This is a genomic window from Pedobacter sp. MC2016-15 (genome assembly GCF_026239695.1).
Classification (GTDB): Bacteria; Bacteroidota; Bacteroidia; order Sphingobacteriales; family Sphingobacteriaceae; genus Pedobacter.
On record NZ_JAPIVS010000009.1, the window covers coordinates 90,664 to 107,288 of the forward strand.

Consider the following 16,625-nt stretch of genomic DNA (forward strand, 5'->3'; position numbering starts at 1 on the left):
TTGATCATTAACGGGGGTGTAAATTGATGAGCGACTGGTACAGGAGCATATGCTTTTCGGCAATCACCTCTTCTGAGAAATTGCTGAGGATCGTCAGTCGCGCTTGTTTCTGGATCTCGGCGGCGCTGTCTTCATGATAAAGCCATTCCATACCTGTAGCAAGGTCTTCAGCAGATTCGTAGTCCGCCAGGTAACCATTAACCAGGTGCTCCACCATATCAGGAATACCACCGGTTTTAAAGGCTACTACAGGCGTCGCGCAGGCCAGACTTTCCATCACTGTGTTGGGCAGGTTATCTTCAAGAGAGGGCGTGATAAATGCATCTGCTGCAGAATAACATTTAGCCAGATGTGTGTCATTACTGATAGTGCCCAGAAAAGTAGTTTTAAAAGGGAATTCCGGCATTTCAGCATTCTCCTTATTACCAAAAATCAGCAGTTCAATATTCTCTTTGATGATTCCTGGTCTTTTTGCCAGATCATTCAGCGCATCAATGAGATAGGACGTGCCCTTGTGTTTGTCATTCTTTGAGGGCATAAAGCCACTCATGAGCACAAATTTGTCAGGGTCAATCTTGAGTAGTTTCTTTGCTTCGGCCTTCACATATGGTTTAAAAACATCCGTTTCTATCGTGTTTGGAATAACCGCAACTTCTCTGGCACCCATCAGGCTGCTGAATTTGATAGATTTTGCCATCCATTTACTCGGGGCAATAATATGAAATCCAAGATTTTGATAACCTTTTTTCTTTCTGAGCCAGTTCTGATGCGAAATATCATTTTTGCCACTAATTTTCAGTAGCGGGCAGAAGCCGCATTGGTTATGAAAGTTCTCACACGAATAGCGTACATGGCATCCCCCCGTAAAGGCGTTACTATCGTGAAAAGTCCAGACAATCGGCTTATCCAGTTCTTCCAGAGCGGCGAGATCCCTTGGCCGCAGGAATCCATGATTAATCCAGTGGAGATGAATCAGGTCTGCCTCTTTTAAGGCAGGGTGGCTAGTGATCGACCGTCCAAACCATTGTATTGAAAATGGTGTTTTCAATGCTTTTACGACACCTTTCGACAAATATCTTTCAGAGAGGATATTAAAAACGGCCCTTGCTTTCTGGATAGGAGACTTACTAAATGCGACAGCTTTAGTGCTCTCCTTAAATTGATAGTATACCATCACATTGGAGTCGGCGCCACTTGCATTCAGTGCATCACTTAGCCGGAGACATGCCCTGCCGGCGCCTCCGTTTCCTTCATATGTATTTAAATGTATTACTTTCAATGCGTCAAAATTACATATTATTGTGATCGTTTATGTATTTTCACCCCTTCAAAATTATATCTTTTCTCAGTCCTTCAACAGCTTTTAATAAAAATAAATATGAGTAACCTTTTAACGGACAGACAATTTTGGGTGGATTACTGGGAGAGTAAAACGGGTCTTTCTGTCAATATTCCGGCAGATTACCTTTTCCATAAAGAACTCGCTTCAATTATCAGTACTCAGAATGTGAAAACAGCCATTGAACTGGGAGGCTTTCCTGGGTACTATGCCGTTTTTCTGAAAAAATATTTTAAGCTGGATGTTACCCTGCTGGATTACTTTGTACATCAGCCCGTTACCAATGCTTTGCTGCAGGCCAATAACCTGAATGAAAGTGATGTCCATATCATTGAAACGGATTTGTTTAATCACACTGAAGAACAGAAATATGATCTGGTATTGTCCTGTGGACTGATTGAGCATTTCAATGATACCAGGGATATTATCCAGCGACATATCGACTTTGTGAAACCCGGGGGGACCTTGCTGATTACCCTTCCAAACTTCAGGGCATTAAATGGATGGTTCCAGAAATCGTTCGATAAAGACAACTATGATAAACACAATATAGCATGTATGGACCCGCAACTGCTGGCTAAAATTTGCCGTGATGCCGGTTTGGAGGTCATACAGTCAAGATACTTTGGGCATTTCAGCCTCTGGCTGGAGAATGAGAAACAAAAGCCTGCCGGAGTACAACTGCTCAAAAAATCACTGTGGCTTGCGGGCAAGGTGTTTACAAAAATATTCCCTTTTAATTCAAGACAGCTTTCTCCATATATTATTTTAGTGGCCAGGAAATTATCTTAAACGCTGTACGATATAGCGTTTTAACCGCTGCCATAAACTGCCTTTTCTTGTACTCAGGAATTGTCTGATTGCATGGTATGCTGCGGTATTTTCTTGAATCTCTTCCGGAAATTTAGTGATAGGTTTGGGATGGATGACCACATTGTAAATGTCATTGATACCCGAATGTACGCCTGTGCCGTCATGCCCGATGTTATTGACCAGGGAATGTGCGGGGTTTAACGTAAGTCCGTTTTTCAGGAAGATCGAAGCATACCAGCGGATTGCCCAGGAATTGTTTTTTCCGTTTTTGAAGTCCATCATCTGCTTCCAGAAATTCATGGTATGCTCAATGGAGAATTCATGTTTCTTTTTAGCGTCAAACTGGCTCATGAGCGTATCAATATTGGGCTCAAAATGTTGCCAGGCCCTTTCCCATGTCGCCCATCCCCAGCTGGTCGCAGCTCTGTAGAAAAAGGATTCCGGCAGTGTGTTATCTTTCAGGTGGTACATGTAAGCGCCGATATGCATCACCTGTTCTTCATTACGGTAACGGTTTAAGGCATCATTAAAATAAGTTAATGTATAGGGAGAAGTAATCAGGTCGTCTTCAAATACGATTACTTGCTTATAATCTTTTACAAGTCTGCTCACACCTGCAATTACTGAGTTTGCCAGGCCCATGTTTTCTTTTCTTTCGATGATCTCTACCGACCGGAACCCATCAACTGTTTTTAACAGATCTCTTACCTGTGTCACTTTATCCAGGTCAGCATCAGACTTTGGGCCATCCGAAAATATAAACAACCTGCTTTCGGCAGCAAGGTCGTTCTGTTTCAGAAATTTCAGTGTACGTTCAGTATGTTGAGGCCGGTTGTACACAAATAAGGCAATAGGGGCAAAGCTTTGCATGTACTTAAAATATTTGCAGTGTTTGGTTAGATTTCTGGGTAAGAACGGTATAGGCGTTGGCAAATTGTTCTTCCTTTCTGATGCCCATTATGCTGCCTATCACTTTTTTAATCCGGTATTCCATCTCAATCTTCATGATTTTCGAAAAAGCTTTAGGGGCTTTTTTATTCACAAACTCATTGAATTTTGTTGTTGCGGGCGGTGTCATTGATAGCGTGTCGGCAACTACTTTCAATCCTTCACTTTGCAGCAGGAAACGAAGGGATGTAGGTGTATACATATTGATATGCCCGTAATCCAGAAAATGCTTCATTCTTTTGTCTACTCCAAAACGATAATCCAGAGGTACTTCAACAACAATATTTTTGGCAATCCTTTTCAGTTCCCTGATCAGAATCCGTTCATGTTCCACATGTTCAAGCACATGGGATAAGATCACCAGGTCAAAACTATCATCAGGGTAGGGGATCTCATAGCCATCAAAACTCCTGGCTTCTGCCAGCCTGTCCAGACCGCGTTCCCTGATGCGTGAAACACCTGTGTCTGCAATTTCCAGTGCATAGAGCTGCTCACCAAAGTTCCATTCGTTTAAAAAATGCAGGATACTGCCATCGCCAGCACCTACTTCAAGCACTTTTACCGGCTTTATGCTTTTACAAACAGCAACGATGTTTGCCGCCTTGGATTTTGCACCAAGCATCCGCCATTCCGAGTCATCTTTTGTGTAAAAGTCGTTATATGCTGATTTTACGTCGTTACTTAACATGGTTTGATGTTTATATATGTAAACAGTTGTCTGCTTTATAAAATACCGAAGTAGCCTTGAGGTAGAATAAACCCGGAGAGATCCCTGAGAAAGAAAGCTCCTTAAATCCTGCGTCCTTCAGAAAGGTTCTTGCCTTATCATATTCAGGACGTTCTGAATCATCGAGAACCAGCACTCCTGCAGGCGTCAATGCCGATATGCTGCTGATACAGCAATTTACGCGGTCGCGACCGTCAACAATGATGATGTCAAACTGTTCCCCCAAAGTCGCTGCTTTTTTGGAATATTCGCCGCCGGTCTCCAGTTTACTGAAGATCATCTCTGCGTTCTGGGCTTTAGATTTTACAATCTTATTGTACCAGGCTTCATCATGCTCAACTGATACCACCCTTTTAACATGTTTGGCATAAAACAAAGTTGAACTTCCTGATCCGTATTCAAAAATACTAAGGTTTTTGCTGAGACGTGGCTTAATAAAGTCAATAAACGAATACGTAACCCATGGCAGAGGATCTCCCTGCTGATCCATCGCCTGCTGATTGTCGAATGAGCTGAACCAGCCGATATTTGCCAGGTAGCCTTTGTGGCCGTAAGATAACAATGCCTTTAACCTGTCCGGCTTTTGTAATAGTGTTGCGAATGCTTTGAGTTTGTTCAACGTTTAAATATTTTTTGAAATGCAGTAAACAAAAATAATGATTTTAACATCATTACGCCCTGCTTCTGAGTTTTAGGAATGAATAATAAGTAAAAGGTACTGATTATACAAGCAATCAGTGTAGCTACAGAAGCCCCAACGCCCCCGTATTTGGGAATTAGCCATAAGTTGAGCACTATATTGGCCACAGCACCAAATGCAGTACGCTGAAAAGAGATCATTGTGTAGCCTTCTGCGAGCAGATACTGTGAACTGGCGCTGCCAAGAAACACAAAAATGCCAGACCAGATATGAATTGACAGCATCTGTCCGGCGCCATCATAGGCATCTTTATAAATCAGGTTGATAATATCTGTTCCGAGGAAACTAATCAGCACCGCCACCGGCAGACTGATAAATACAAGTAGGTCGTACAGGTTTTTGAGCCTTTTGGTATAGCGCTCCGGGTCTGTTTTCCGTGCATGTATGATTGCAGGAAATACCGAAGTTACAATGGCAACAGGGATGAAATACCAGGCCTCGCTGATATTGGCGGCAACGCTGTAGATTCCTACTTCAGCACTTCCCACTTCCTTCAGCATCACGGCATCAATCTTCATGTAGATAGAAACCATCACTGCAGAAAGAATCAGGGGAAAGCTTTGCTTTAAAAGCATCATTGCTCTTGAACGGCTGAAAGTCCAGGATAGCAGACTGAATCCTCGTTTATGATACATAAATACCAGCCCCAGGGCTAAAGATAAACTTTCAAAGCTCAATGCGGAAGCAAACCAGATCACTGGCAGCTGTAATGATACCAGCAGAATTTTTATCAGTGCCGATAGTATTACGCTGACATTCTGCACTTTAACCACATACTTTGATGCCACCTGTGATTGAAAATAGGAGTCAATAACATTGAACGATTTAAAAAAATAGGCAGTGGAGAGAATCATGATCACCCAGGTTAAAGAATTTCCGGGTTGGTCTGCATAGCGATGAAAAATCATATATATTCCAACAGTAAGCGGAATCAGCAGCAGACTGACGACTAAACGCAGCAGCAATGCAGTTCCCAGTATCTCGTCTTTTTTTGCAGGTTCATTAATGATTTCACGGATAATAAAGCTATCGAGACCAAGTGCAGCAACAGCAGCTATGATCATTGTGAAAGCGCTGGCAAAACTTAAATCGCCAAACGAAGATGCACCCAGATAACCAGCAATGACAAAGCCCACCACCATACTCAGGATCTTCCCAAACATCAGCCAGCCCGTATTTTTAAAATACTTGTTGAACGCCTCTTCGTCAAATCCTTTTATACCGGGTAATTTCATTGGCGCAAAGATGTGAAATTAAAAGCGTTTAGAAGTGCAGCATTAATTCCTCGAGGTGCAGGATCTGCCATTGCACATCAGCCGGTTTTTCCTTATTCAGCGGATTAAAGAAAATCGCCTTTATACCAAAATCCTGCGCACCGCGAATATCGGCCTCAATACTGTCGCCAATCATGATGCTCTCATGCTTCTCGGCGCCTGCTTTCCTCAGGGCGTGTTCAAATATAGCCTTGTCAGGCTTGTTCACACCCACATCTTCCGAGATGATCACATTCTGGAAATAAGGATTCAGATTACAGCGGTCCATTTTCGTGAGCGTCGTCTCCTTAAACCCGTTGGAGATGATATGCAGTGTATATTTTTTTTGCAGATAGGCTAGCACCTTCTCTGATCCTTCAAAGAGGTTGGTCTTTTTTGGACTGAACTGTACATAATCTTCTTCAAACTGATGTGGCACCAGGTCGGGAGCGATGCCCAGCTCAATAAATGTTTTGTGGAAGCGTTGTGCGCGCAGGGTATCTTTGGTGATTCTGCCCATATGATATTCTGCCCAGAGCAGCTGGTTATTCTCTGTATACCTTTCGATAAACGCATCGCAGGAGTTCAGGCCAATTGCTCCCAGCTGATAATGGTGGTATAATTCCGTTAAAGTTTCCTGTGCGTTTTTATCAAAATCCCAGATCGTATGGTCGAGGTCAAAAAAAATATGTTTGATCATTATACATTTAAATTTTATAATTTGGAGCCATAGGCGAGATCGCCTGCATCACCCAAACCCGGCACAATGTACGATTTGCTGGTCATCTCTTCATCAATTGCACCCAGCCATATTTTTGCGAGAGGCAGATTTGCGCGTACATGTTTCAGTCCCTCGGCACTGGCAATGGCAGAAACAATGTGCAACTCTTTCACTTTATACTGTGCCACCAGGTCCTTACAGCAACGAACCATACTCAGGCCTGTGGCCAGCATGGGGTCAGCAATAATCACCACCTTATCGTTCAGGTCCGGAGAAGATACTGCATCTACCTGTATCTCCAGCGGTGCATTGATATGCGTTTTACGGTAGGCAGTGATAAATGCGGCTTCTGCACGGTCAAAGATATTCAGCATGCCCTGCTGCATCGGCAGGCCGGCACGCAGGATCGTCGCCAGCACCGGCTGTTGTTCCAGCTGCTGTGTTTTGGCTATGCCCAGCGGTGTTTGTGTCGACGTGGGTACATAGGTCATCATTTTACTGATCTCCAGAGCAAAAAATTCGCCCAGTCGTTCCAGGTTCCTCCGAAAGCGCATGGCATCCAGCTGGATTTTTTCATCACGCAGTTCAGCAATGAAGGTGTTGGCTATAGAGTTGGTCTTACTTAAGTCGAATATCATTGCGTTCAGATAAATAGGTGGATAATAATTCCAGGTATAATCTTCTTCCGATTTTACCTTTGCCAAATTCCGGTAGTGTCTCCTTGTGCCAGAGCAGATAGAATTTGCCGTTTAACAATTTCACATTTTCAATCATCCTTCCCCAAGTCAGGAGGACATCATCTATATTGAACGTTCTGTTGAGCTTTAATATTTCATCATTTATCGCTACGGGATGAATCAGCAGGTGAGTAGTTTTCTCCAGCTGCAGGTCATACCAGAAAAAGGGCGTACAGGTACCCGCCCTAAAGCCGATGGTTTGTGCATAGCCCATGCGGTAGTCTTTGATGATCCCGCTTTTGATCAGGTGAAGGTAACTTTTTGGAAAAGACAGCTGTCTGCCGCAAACGATATCCAATTCCTGTGCGGGTTTATAAAAATAAACAGCATTCAGATTATAACTGTCATGCTGTTCTTTCAGAAAGGCCTGTAGTCCGCCTGTTTTCGGTGTAACAGCAGGGCCCTGTTTCAGAAAAGGTAGTTTCCTGAACAGCTTTATGGCCTTGATCAGGGGGCTCAGCTTCGCCTTCGGGTACATGCAGATCAGCGGAACAAACTCAAACTCCTTCTTACCAAAGTATAAGTTCGGGTAATGCTTAAGCAACATGTTTTTCAGCATCAGCGCCCACCCGTCCACAACAGGAAATTCCAGTAATTTCAGTTTGGTCTGCAGGCTGGCCTCTGCCGGAAACTGTCCGTCCGGATCAGGTGTAAAAGGAAGATACTCCTCATATCTGCTCACAAAATAAAAGGCAGCCGCAAAAACATCAAAGGGTAAACTGCTGTTGTCTACAGCAAAGGGCACAATCATGTCACCAAACGTGGTGGTCTTAAAATTGGGCTGGGATATGGAATGTGATAAAAGGAATTCAGATTGTCTGAAAAAGGGTTCATCGGCCACGGGCTGATCACCGTAGGTAGCTTTGGGCAATGCTGAATTTTTAAATTCTGAAACATTGGAGCTGAAGCCAACCTGTGTTTGAAGGATTTCATTAAAGATAAAGTTGAAAATGTACTTTATCCTTGGCGTAAGTAGGGGGACATATACAAGTAGCTTCATGAACATTAAATTTAGGATATAATCACGACATATCAATACGCCATTAATTCTTATCTTTGAATATATATGAAATTTAACCTCGTTTCAGACTATAAACCAACGGGCGATCAGCCTAATGCTATTGAGCAATTGGTTTCAGGCGTCAATAATGATGAGCACTATCAGACACTGCTGGGTGTTACCGGTTCCGGTAAAACTTTTACAGTGGCCAACGTGATTCAGCAAACGCAGAAGCCTACCCTGATCCTGAGTCATAATAAGACCCTGGCAGCACAGCTGTACGGAGAATTTAAACAATTCTTCCCGGAAAATCAGGTCAACTATTTCGTGTCCTACTATGATTATTATCAGCCTGAGGCATACATGCCCAGCAGTAATACCTATATAGAGAAAGATCTTAGCATCAACGAGGAGATCGAAAAATTGCGGTTAAGGACAACCTCTGCCCTCATGTCTGGCCGGAGAGATGTCATTGTGGTATCTTCTATTTCCTGTATCTATGGTATGGGAAACCCGGAGGATTTCTCACGTTCTGTATTCCGTTTTGCTGTAGGCACCAGGGTGTCAAGAAATACATTTTTACACAGTCTGGTAGAGATTTTATATGCCAGGACCATCACTGACTTCAAACGCGGAACTTTCCGAGTAAAGGGCGATACCGTAGACATTTTTCCTGCTTATCTGGATAATGCTTACCGCGTATCTTTCTTTGGGGATGATATTGAGGAATTAAGTATCATTGATCCGGTCACCGGTAAAACACTGGAGAAACTCGAAGATATGGCCGTTTACCCGGCAAACCTCTTTGTTACTCCAAAAGACAGGTTTCAGTCTTCGATCTGGAGCATCCAGGAAGAACTGGAAGTGCGCAAGAACCAGCTGATTGGAGATCGCCAGCTGCTGGAGGCCAAGCGATTGGAAGAAAGGGTGAACTTCGATATTGAAATGATGAAAGAACTGGGCTACTGTTCAGGAATTGAGAACTATTCGAGATTCTTTGACGGGCGTTCACCGGGAATGCGTCCCTTCTGCCTGCTGGATTATTTTCCGGATGATTACCTGATGGTGATCGACGAGAGCCATGTTACTGTACCTCAGATCCGGGCGATGTATGGAGGTGACAGATCCAGGAAGATGTCGCTGGTAGAATATGGTTTCCGCCTGCCTTCGGCTTTGGATAACAGACCTTTGAATTTTGAAGAATTTGAACGTCTTGCACCACAAACGATCTATGTAAGCGCTACTCCTGCAGATTATGAACTGCAGAAATCTGATGGGGTATATGTTGAGCAGGTGATCAGACCTACAGGACTGCTGGATCCGGTGATTGAAGTAAGACCGGCCATCAACCAGGTGGACGACCTGCTGGACGAGATCGATAAAACTATTAAAATGGGCGACCGTGTCCTGGTTACCACGCTCACCAAAAGGATGGCCGAGGAGTTAACCAAGTATATGGACAGGCTCAATATCAAATGCCGCTATATTCACTCAGAGGTCAAAACCCTGGAAAGGGTAGAGATTCTGCGCGGATTGCGCCTGGGAGAATTTGATGTGCTGATCGGGATCAACCTGCTCAGGGAAGGTCTGGATTTACCTGAAGTTTCCTTTGTAGCTATCCTCGATGCAGATAAAGAAGGCTTCCTGAGATCGGAACGTTCCCTGATCCAGACTATCGGAAGGGCTGCGCGTAACGACCGGGGAAGGGTAATCCTCTATGCAGATAAAATAACAGACTCTATGGCCATTACTATGGAGGAAACCAATCGCAGGCGCGAAAGGCAGATTGCCTATAACACCGAGCATGGCATTGTACCTAAAACCGTAGGTAAAAGCAGGGAGGCGATCCTGGAGCAAACGTCGGTGCTCGACTTCTCCGAGAACTCAGAACGGAAAGCGGCCTATGTGGAAGTGGACCAGGTGAGTATCGCGGCAGATCCTGTGGTGCAATATATGACCAAGCCTGAAATGCAGAAGTCTATCGACAAAACACGTAAGGATATGGCAAAGGCAGCCAAGGATATGGACTTCCTGATGGCAGCAAGACTGAGGGACGAGATGTTTGCCATGGAAAAGGTATTCGAAGAAAGATTTGGCAAAGGCAGTTTAAAAAAAGTATAAGTATTCAATGGACGGAAAAAACAGATCGGATATCTATCCGGGACTAGAGGTAGATATTATCTTAAAAAAGGATCAGCGCAGTGGTAAATTAACACGTGGAATCGTAGCTAACCTGCTCACTTCTTCTCCCTATCATTCAAGGGGAATCAAGGTAAGACTGGAGGATGGGCAGATCGGCAGAGTGGCAGAAATCGTTGAAGAAGACTTCTAAATCTCCCCGGTATTGTAATTATTGTGCAACAATGACCGCGTAATTGTAATATTGCGCTCTGAAATCTGTCTATATTTGTAAATCAACTGAATCATAACATGGGGCTTATAAAATTTCTTTTCATCACTATATTAATACTCTGGGTTATCCGTTTGCTCTTACGTCTGGTATTTCCAATGGTACTCAAAAGTGTCTTTGGCAAAATGCAGGAGCAGGCAGAAGCACAACAAAGTCAGAGGCCTTCGGCAAAGCCGGAAGGTTCTATATCGATCGATTATGTACCACCACAGCACAAACAGGGGAACTCAGACAAACTGGGGGATTTTGTAGAATACGAAGAGGTCAAATAAACTATTTTACCCTAATCGATCAATTTTACTTCCTAATCTGTATCAATTTTATATTTTTGGGGTTAGTTTAAATATAAGCAAACCTTAATGAATAATTGGTTAAAAAGGAATGGCATACATCTGGCCATCAGTGCGTTTTTTGTAATTATATGTTTTGTGTACTTCAGTCCTGTACTGCAGGGTAAAGTTCCGCAACAGGGAGATGTTTTGCAGGCCAAGGCCATGCAAAAGGAAGTCATGGATTACAAAGCCAAGGATGGCAAAGGCCCTCTCTGGACAAATCAAATGTTTGGAGGAATGCCTGCATACCAGATCTGGGTGCAGTATCCACTCAATTTAACTACCTATGGGATCTCCCTGATCAAGGATACTTTTCCGGATCCGGTAGGAACGGTACTCTTGTATTTGCTGGGATCTTACCTTTTATTTTGTGTGCTGAAGGTCAACCCATGGCTCGCTGCTGCGGGAGCAATCGCCTTCTCATTTACGTCGTACAACTTCATTATCATCGCTGCGGGACACAGCAATAAAGCATTATCTATCGGCTTTTTTGCGCCAATCCTGGCAGGAATCATACTCACCCTTCGTGGCCGTTATCTGATGGGTGCCAGCTTAACAGCACTTTTCCTTGCCTTAAACATCAGGGCCAACCACGTGCAGATGACCTATTACCTGCTGCTTGCCCTTCTGATCTATATCGGAATTGAGATCTATGCAGCTGTAAAAGAGAAAAGAACAAAAGAGCTGGGCAAGGTATTAGGTTATCTGGGTGTAGCCGTATTGCTTTCTGTCATGATCAATGCCAGTAACCTGTGGACTACCTATGAGTATGGTAAAGAAACCATCCGTGGTAAATCGAACCTTAAAAATGATGCCGCAGAACCTGATAATGGTCTGCCTAAAGATTATGCTTATCAATGGAGCCAGGGAGTAAGTGAATCACTGACTTTCCTGATCCCGAATCTATACGGTGGTGGAAATGAGCGTCTGGATGGCAACTCGAACGTGGCGAAAGCAATACAAACGGTAGGAGCTACGCCAGATCAGGCGGCCGATTTTGCGCAACGTCTGCCGGTATACTGGGGCGATAAGCCATTTACCGCCGGACCATATTATTTTGGAGCAATTATCTGCTTCCTGTTTGTTTTCGGATTATTTATCGTCCGCGACCGAATGAAATGGTGGATATTATCTGCTACGATATTGCTGATGCTGTTATCATTTGGTAAAAATTTCCCGCTTATTTCCGATTTCTTCTTTGACTATGTTCCACTTTATAATAAGTTCAGAGCAGTAGAGTCTATCCTGGCGGTAGTAGGACTATTGTTCCCTATTTTGGCACTGTTGGCTATTAAAGAAGCACAGGAAGGTAAATATGATCAGAAATTTTTAATAAAAAAACTGACCTGGTCTGCCGGTATCACTGGCGGTTTTGCCTTACTGGTAGCAGTAATGCCTACATTATTTTTCAGCTTCAGAACTGCTGACCACGATCAGCTGGTTGAGTCTATCATGCGTATGTTTAATAATGACAGGAACCTCGCTACAACGATTGGTAATGCTTTAATTCAGGACAGGGTAGATATGGCCAGAGCTGATGCGATGCGTACTGTATTTTTCGTTGCAATAGGGTTCGGACTGATCTGGGCACTGATTACGAAAAAGATGAAAGCCGATGTCGTTTTCGGTATCCTGGCGGTAGTTATCCTGTTTGATATGTGGCAGGTAGACCGTCGTTATCTGAACAACCAGAACTTTGTCGCTAAAAGCACCTTAACCAATCATTATCAGCCAAGAGATGTGGATACGTTCATCATGGCGGATAAAGATCCTGATTACAGGGTGTTTGATACCTCAATCCCTACATTTACCAGTGCTGATGCTTCCTATTTCCACAAAACCGTGGGAGGGGCACACTCTGCCAGATTAAAACGTATCCAGGAGCTGGTAGACCACCAGTTTACAAAGAGCGTAAATCAGGATGTGCTGGACATGCTGAACACTAAATATATCATTACACAGGATCAGCAAACCGGCTCGTACAAAATGCAGCGTAATGAAACTGCAGCAGGTAATGCCTGGATTGTAGACAAAGTGCAGTTTGTTCAGAATTCTGATGAAGAAATGAAGGCGATCAGCAGCTTTGATCCTAAAAAGGAAGCTATTGTAGATATCAAATACAAAAGCGCCATGGATACCACCCGTGCAGGTCTCGGTGGTCCCTCAGCTTCTATCAAACTTGACAGCTATCACCCAGATCATATGATTTATTCATATAGCGCTCCAAGGGATGTTATTGCAGTGTTTTCAGAAATCTATTATGATAAAGGCTGGACAATGCTGATTGACGGTAAAGAAAGACCATATTTCAGGGCAGACTATGTTCTTCGCGCTGCACAGCTTGAAGCAGGTAACCACAAACTGGAATTTATCTTCCATCCAACCTCTTATTACACGGGTGAGAAAATCTCACTGGCAGGGTCAATCCTGCTGTTGTTAGGACTTGGATTTGCATTTTACAGAGATAACAAGAAAGTGAAGAAGGCGATCTAAACATTCGCTTCCACTATCAAATATTAAGGGTCGTTACGCTATCGTAACGGCCCTTTTATATATATCATAATATTGCCTTAATACCTTGTTAACCTGTGTATTGCATCTTTGTCTAATAAACTGGAAATATATGCAGGAAATAGCTCTTACGGTTTGTGTGGTTGCCCTGGTGATATTTTTTTTCAGTCCCTGGGAATTGAGAATGGATGAGGATGATGTATAAAACGGATGAATCATGGAGAAAAGAGAAGTAGATATTGCTGTTATTTCTGACGTTCATTTGGGTACATATGGCTGTCATGCAAAAGAACTGCTCAAGTATTTAAAGAGCATCAAGCCGAAGATGTTAATCCTAAACGGGGATATCATCGACATCTGGCAATTCAGTAAAAGATACTGGCCCGAAACGCATATGAAGGTAGTCAGAAAACTGATGAAATTTGTTGCTGAGGGTGTTCCTGTCTATTACCTTACCGGCAACCATGACGAGCTGCTGCGTAAATTTGCAGACATGCACATGGGGGGATTTCACCTCCAGAATAAACTGGTCTTAGAATTGGATGGTAAACGGGCATGGTTTTTCCATGGTGATATCTTTGATGTCACCATGCAGCATTCCAAATGGCTGGCCAAGCTTGGAGCCGTGGGATATGACTCTCTCATTCTGATCAACAGTGTGGTCAACTGGGCCCTCACCTTGTTCGGACAGGAAAAGATGAGCTTTTCCAAAAAGATCAAAGCCCAGTTTAAAGACGCCGTAAAATTTATCAATGGTTTTGAGCAGACTGCTGCAGAACTGGCTGCTCAAAATGGTTACGGATATGTGGTCTGCGGGCACATTCACCAGCCTGAGAAACGCACCATCAGCACCGAAGGTGGTTCAGTAATCTATCTCAACAGTGGCGATTGGGTAGAAAACCTGACGGCCCTGGAATACTCAAATAAAGAATGGACCATTTTCAAATATGAGAACAAGGATTTCCAAACCGATGAGGTAGAAGAGGGAGCCCTGTCTGATAGTGAGGATTTACACAGTAAACTGGATGTCAGTGTCTTACTCCAAAAGATAAAATTAGAAATTGTCTAGCGGAGAAAAATTACAGATATTCGGTCAGGATGAAAATACTTTATGCCATACAAGGTACAGGAAACGGTCATATCAGCCGCGCACGTGAGATCGTACCTTTGTTACAGCAGCATGGTGATGTAGATCTGCTCATCAGTGGTACACAGGCAGATGTAAAGTTAAGTCAGGAGATCAGGTTCCAGCTTCACGGCTTTAGTTTTATTTTCGGTAAGAAGGGTGGCGTAAACCATTACCAAACCTGGAAATCCATGAATCTACCGAGATTCATCAACGACATGCGCAAGTTGCCGCTAAAAGATTACAACCTTATTCTCAACGATTTCGAACCCGTTACTGCATGGGCATGCAGGTTACGCGGAATAGAAAGCGTGGGACTGAGCCATCAGGCATCCTTTCAATCGGGCAAAGTGCCCAAGCCAAAAGGCATTAACTGGGCCCAGCTGGTGATGAATTATTATGCGCCCTCCACACATTATGTGGGATTTCATTTCAAGCCCTATGATGATTTTATACATACCCCGGTTATCCGTTCTGAAATCAGAAACCTGATTACCAGCAACCTTGGGCACTATACTGTGTACCTTCCGGCGATAGACGACAGCATACTACTGCCCTTGCTCAAACAGATCCCACAGGTTCAATGGCAGGTGTTTTCCAAACATACCAGGCGTAGTTACACTGATGCTAACGTAAGTGTATGCCCGGTAAATAATGAACAGTTTAACGCCAGCCTTGCCAGCTGTACCGGCCTCTTCACCGGAGGTGGCTTTGAAGGCCCTTCAGAAGCGCTGTATCTGGGGAAAAAGCTCCTGGTGGTACCCATGAAATTTCAGTACGAACAGCAATGTAATGCATATGCCCTGCAGCGGATGGGACTTCCTGTGATCTGGGGAAGCAATAAAAACTGGCTGCCGGTCTTAAAAAAATGGGTGGCAGATACACAGGAACACCAGTTCAATTTTCCTGATGAAACCGCTATGGTGATAGAAAAAGTTGTAAAGCAGTTTGCCAGATAAATTTCTTTACTTTGTTGGCAATTCATGATCAATCAATTCAGAACGCTAAACCCTATTAACCTGCTGCTGCTTTTTGCGTATACATTTTTTATGCGCATAGCTATTCTGGCAAATCCACCCGAAAGGTTGAATTTCGAGTTCTTAGAGTCTTACACCAAATTCATGATCCAGATCCCTATCGGGAATGATTTTTCTACAGTCACCAACATACTTGTAGCCGGGATACTCATTTATATCCAGGCATTGATCTTCAACAGGATCGTGAACAATCATGCCCTGATGGCTAAACCGAGTTTTCTGCCGGCATTGCTGTTCATCACCTCGGCAAGTCTGTTCGAGCCGTTTCTGGTGTTAAGCCCCACGCTGATCTGTAATTTTTTGCTGATCCTCATCATGGACAAGCTTCTCAAAATTGGTAAATCTGCCAATGCCATCATGATTATGTTTGATGTAGGCATGTTCATCGCTCTTGGTACACTGATCTACTTCCCCTTTGTAATGATGCTCCTGCTGATCTGGTTGAGCCTGCTTTTATACAGGTCATTTAACTGGCGCGAATGGGTATCAGGGCTGATTGGTTTCCTCAGTATTATCTTTTTTCTGGCTATTTTTTATTACTGGAATGATAACATCGGGATGTTTTATAAGATCTGGCTTCCCCTTAAAAACAGGTTCCCTGCAGTGCTTAAGATCCAGTATAATGATTACCTCGTGCTGGTGCCGGTAACCGTGATGATGGTGCTGGCCATGATCCAGCTGCGGGAAAATTTCTTCAGAAGTTTTATCAGCACAAGAAAGGCATTTCAGATGCTTTTCTTTATGTTTTTAATTGCAATCTTCAGTTTTTATACCAAGCCAGCCTTCAAATTATATCATTTTTTATTGTGCGTGCCTCCCGGAGCAGTATTGCTGGCCTACTATTTTTCTAATGCCACAAAACGTTGGTTTTATGAAAGTTTATTTCTTATTCTGGTCATTGCAATACAGGTCTTTCTGTTTGTTTAACTTTTTTTAACAGTTTGAAGCCTTGAAACTTGGTAAAGATTAAT

Annotated in this window: 16 protein-coding genes; 8 read left to right on the top strand and 8 right to left on the bottom strand. The window is 43.4% G+C overall.

Features of this window, described 5'->3' with window-relative positions; genetic code table 11:
* Positions 1–7: 7 nt before the first annotated feature.
* Positions 8–1,279: a glycosyltransferase gene (locus OQY15_RS21670; protein WP_265794195.1), complete on the bottom strand. Its 1,272-nt coding sequence runs from the start codon at positions 1,277–1,279 to the stop codon at positions 8–10.
* Between the two features lie 99 nt (positions 1,280–1,378).
* On the opposite strand from OQY15_RS21670, the gene OQY15_RS21675 reads away from it, so the two are divergent.
* Entirely contained in the window at positions 1,379–2,131 is a 753-nt protein-coding gene (locus OQY15_RS21675) for a class I SAM-dependent methyltransferase (RefSeq protein ID WP_265794196.1), read from the top strand.
* Here the strand turns inward: OQY15_RS21675 and OQY15_RS21680 are convergent.
* The 7 genes from OQY15_RS21680 to OQY15_RS21710 are packed head-to-tail and all read right to left on the bottom strand — an operon-like array spanning position 2,123 to position 8,238.
* Positions 2,123–3,022, bottom strand: a complete 900-nt coding sequence (locus tag OQY15_RS21680) for a glycosyltransferase (protein ID WP_265794197.1) — start codon at positions 3,020–3,022, stop codon at positions 2,123–2,125. The genes OQY15_RS21675 and OQY15_RS21680 overlap by 9 nt on opposite strands.
* 4 nt (positions 3,023–3,026) lie before the next feature.
* Complete coding sequence (locus OQY15_RS21685) at positions 3,027–3,788, bottom strand: class I SAM-dependent methyltransferase (protein ID WP_265794198.1); 762 nt, start codon at positions 3,786–3,788, stop codon at positions 3,027–3,029.
* A gap of 10 nt (positions 3,789–3,798) precedes the next feature.
* On the bottom strand, positions 3,799–4,446 hold the full coding sequence (locus OQY15_RS21690; RefSeq protein ID WP_265794199.1) for an FkbM family methyltransferase: 648 nt from the start codon (positions 4,444–4,446) through the stop codon (positions 3,799–3,801).
* Positions 4,443–5,762 carry a flippase gene (locus tag OQY15_RS21695; RefSeq protein WP_265794201.1) on the bottom strand — a complete coding sequence of 440 codons (1,320 nt, stop codon included), beginning with the start codon at positions 5,760–5,762 and terminating at the stop codon, positions 4,443–4,445. Before OQY15_RS21695 ends, OQY15_RS21690 begins: the two co-directional genes overlap by 4 nt.
* A 28-nt stretch (positions 5,763–5,790) precedes the next feature.
* Complete coding sequence (locus OQY15_RS21700; RefSeq protein ID WP_265794202.1) at positions 5,791–6,480, bottom strand: YjjG family noncanonical pyrimidine nucleotidase; 690 nt, start codon at positions 6,478–6,480, stop codon at positions 5,791–5,793.
* Positions 6,481–6,494: 14 nt separating this feature from the next.
* Positions 6,495–7,139: a uracil phosphoribosyltransferase gene (upp, locus tag OQY15_RS21705; RefSeq protein ID WP_265794203.1), complete on the bottom strand. Its 645-nt coding sequence runs from the start codon at positions 7,137–7,139 to the stop codon at positions 6,495–6,497.
* Complete coding sequence (locus OQY15_RS21710) at positions 7,120–8,238, bottom strand: hypothetical protein (protein WP_265794205.1); 1,119 nt, start codon at positions 8,236–8,238, stop codon at positions 7,120–7,122. The genes upp and OQY15_RS21710 overlap by 20 nt, the downstream gene beginning before the upstream one ends.
* Before the next feature lie 66 nt (positions 8,239–8,304).
* Here OQY15_RS21710 and uvrB point away from each other — a divergent pair, with 66 nt between their 5' ends.
* From uvrB to OQY15_RS21745, 7 genes are all read left to right on the top strand, one after another.
* Positions 8,305–10,359, top strand: coding sequence for an excinuclease ABC subunit UvrB (gene uvrB, locus OQY15_RS21715; protein ID WP_322973407.1), 2,055 nt, complete (start codon positions 8,305–8,307; stop codon positions 10,357–10,359).
* Between the two features lie 7 nt (positions 10,360–10,366).
* Positions 10,367–10,570, top strand: coding sequence for a YwbE family protein (locus OQY15_RS21720; RefSeq protein WP_265794206.1), 204 nt, complete (start codon positions 10,367–10,369; stop codon positions 10,568–10,570).
* A gap of 98 nt (positions 10,571–10,668) precedes the next feature.
* On the top strand, positions 10,669–10,920 hold the full coding sequence (locus tag OQY15_RS21725; RefSeq protein WP_265794207.1) for a DUF4834 domain-containing protein: 252 nt from the start codon (positions 10,669–10,671) through the stop codon (positions 10,918–10,920).
* Between the two features lie 87 nt (positions 10,921–11,007).
* Positions 11,008–13,473, top strand: coding sequence for a YfhO family protein (locus OQY15_RS21730; RefSeq protein ID WP_265794208.1), 2,466 nt, complete (start codon positions 11,008–11,010; stop codon positions 13,471–13,473).
* Between the two features lie 235 nt (positions 13,474–13,708).
* Positions 13,709–14,560, top strand: a complete 852-nt coding sequence (locus OQY15_RS21735) for a UDP-2,3-diacylglucosamine diphosphatase (protein ID WP_265794209.1) — start codon at positions 13,709–13,711, stop codon at positions 14,558–14,560.
* Positions 14,561–14,589: 29 nt separating this feature from the next.
* Complete coding sequence (locus OQY15_RS21740; protein WP_265794211.1) at positions 14,590–15,576, top strand: glycosyltransferase family protein; 987 nt, start codon at positions 14,590–14,592, stop codon at positions 15,574–15,576.
* Between the two features lie 24 nt (positions 15,577–15,600).
* Positions 15,601–16,581 (top strand): DUF6427 family protein, encoded by a 981-nt coding sequence (locus tag OQY15_RS21745; RefSeq protein WP_265794213.1) that lies wholly within the window; start codon positions 15,601–15,603, stop codon positions 16,579–16,581.
* Positions 16,582–16,625 lie beyond the last annotated feature (44 nt).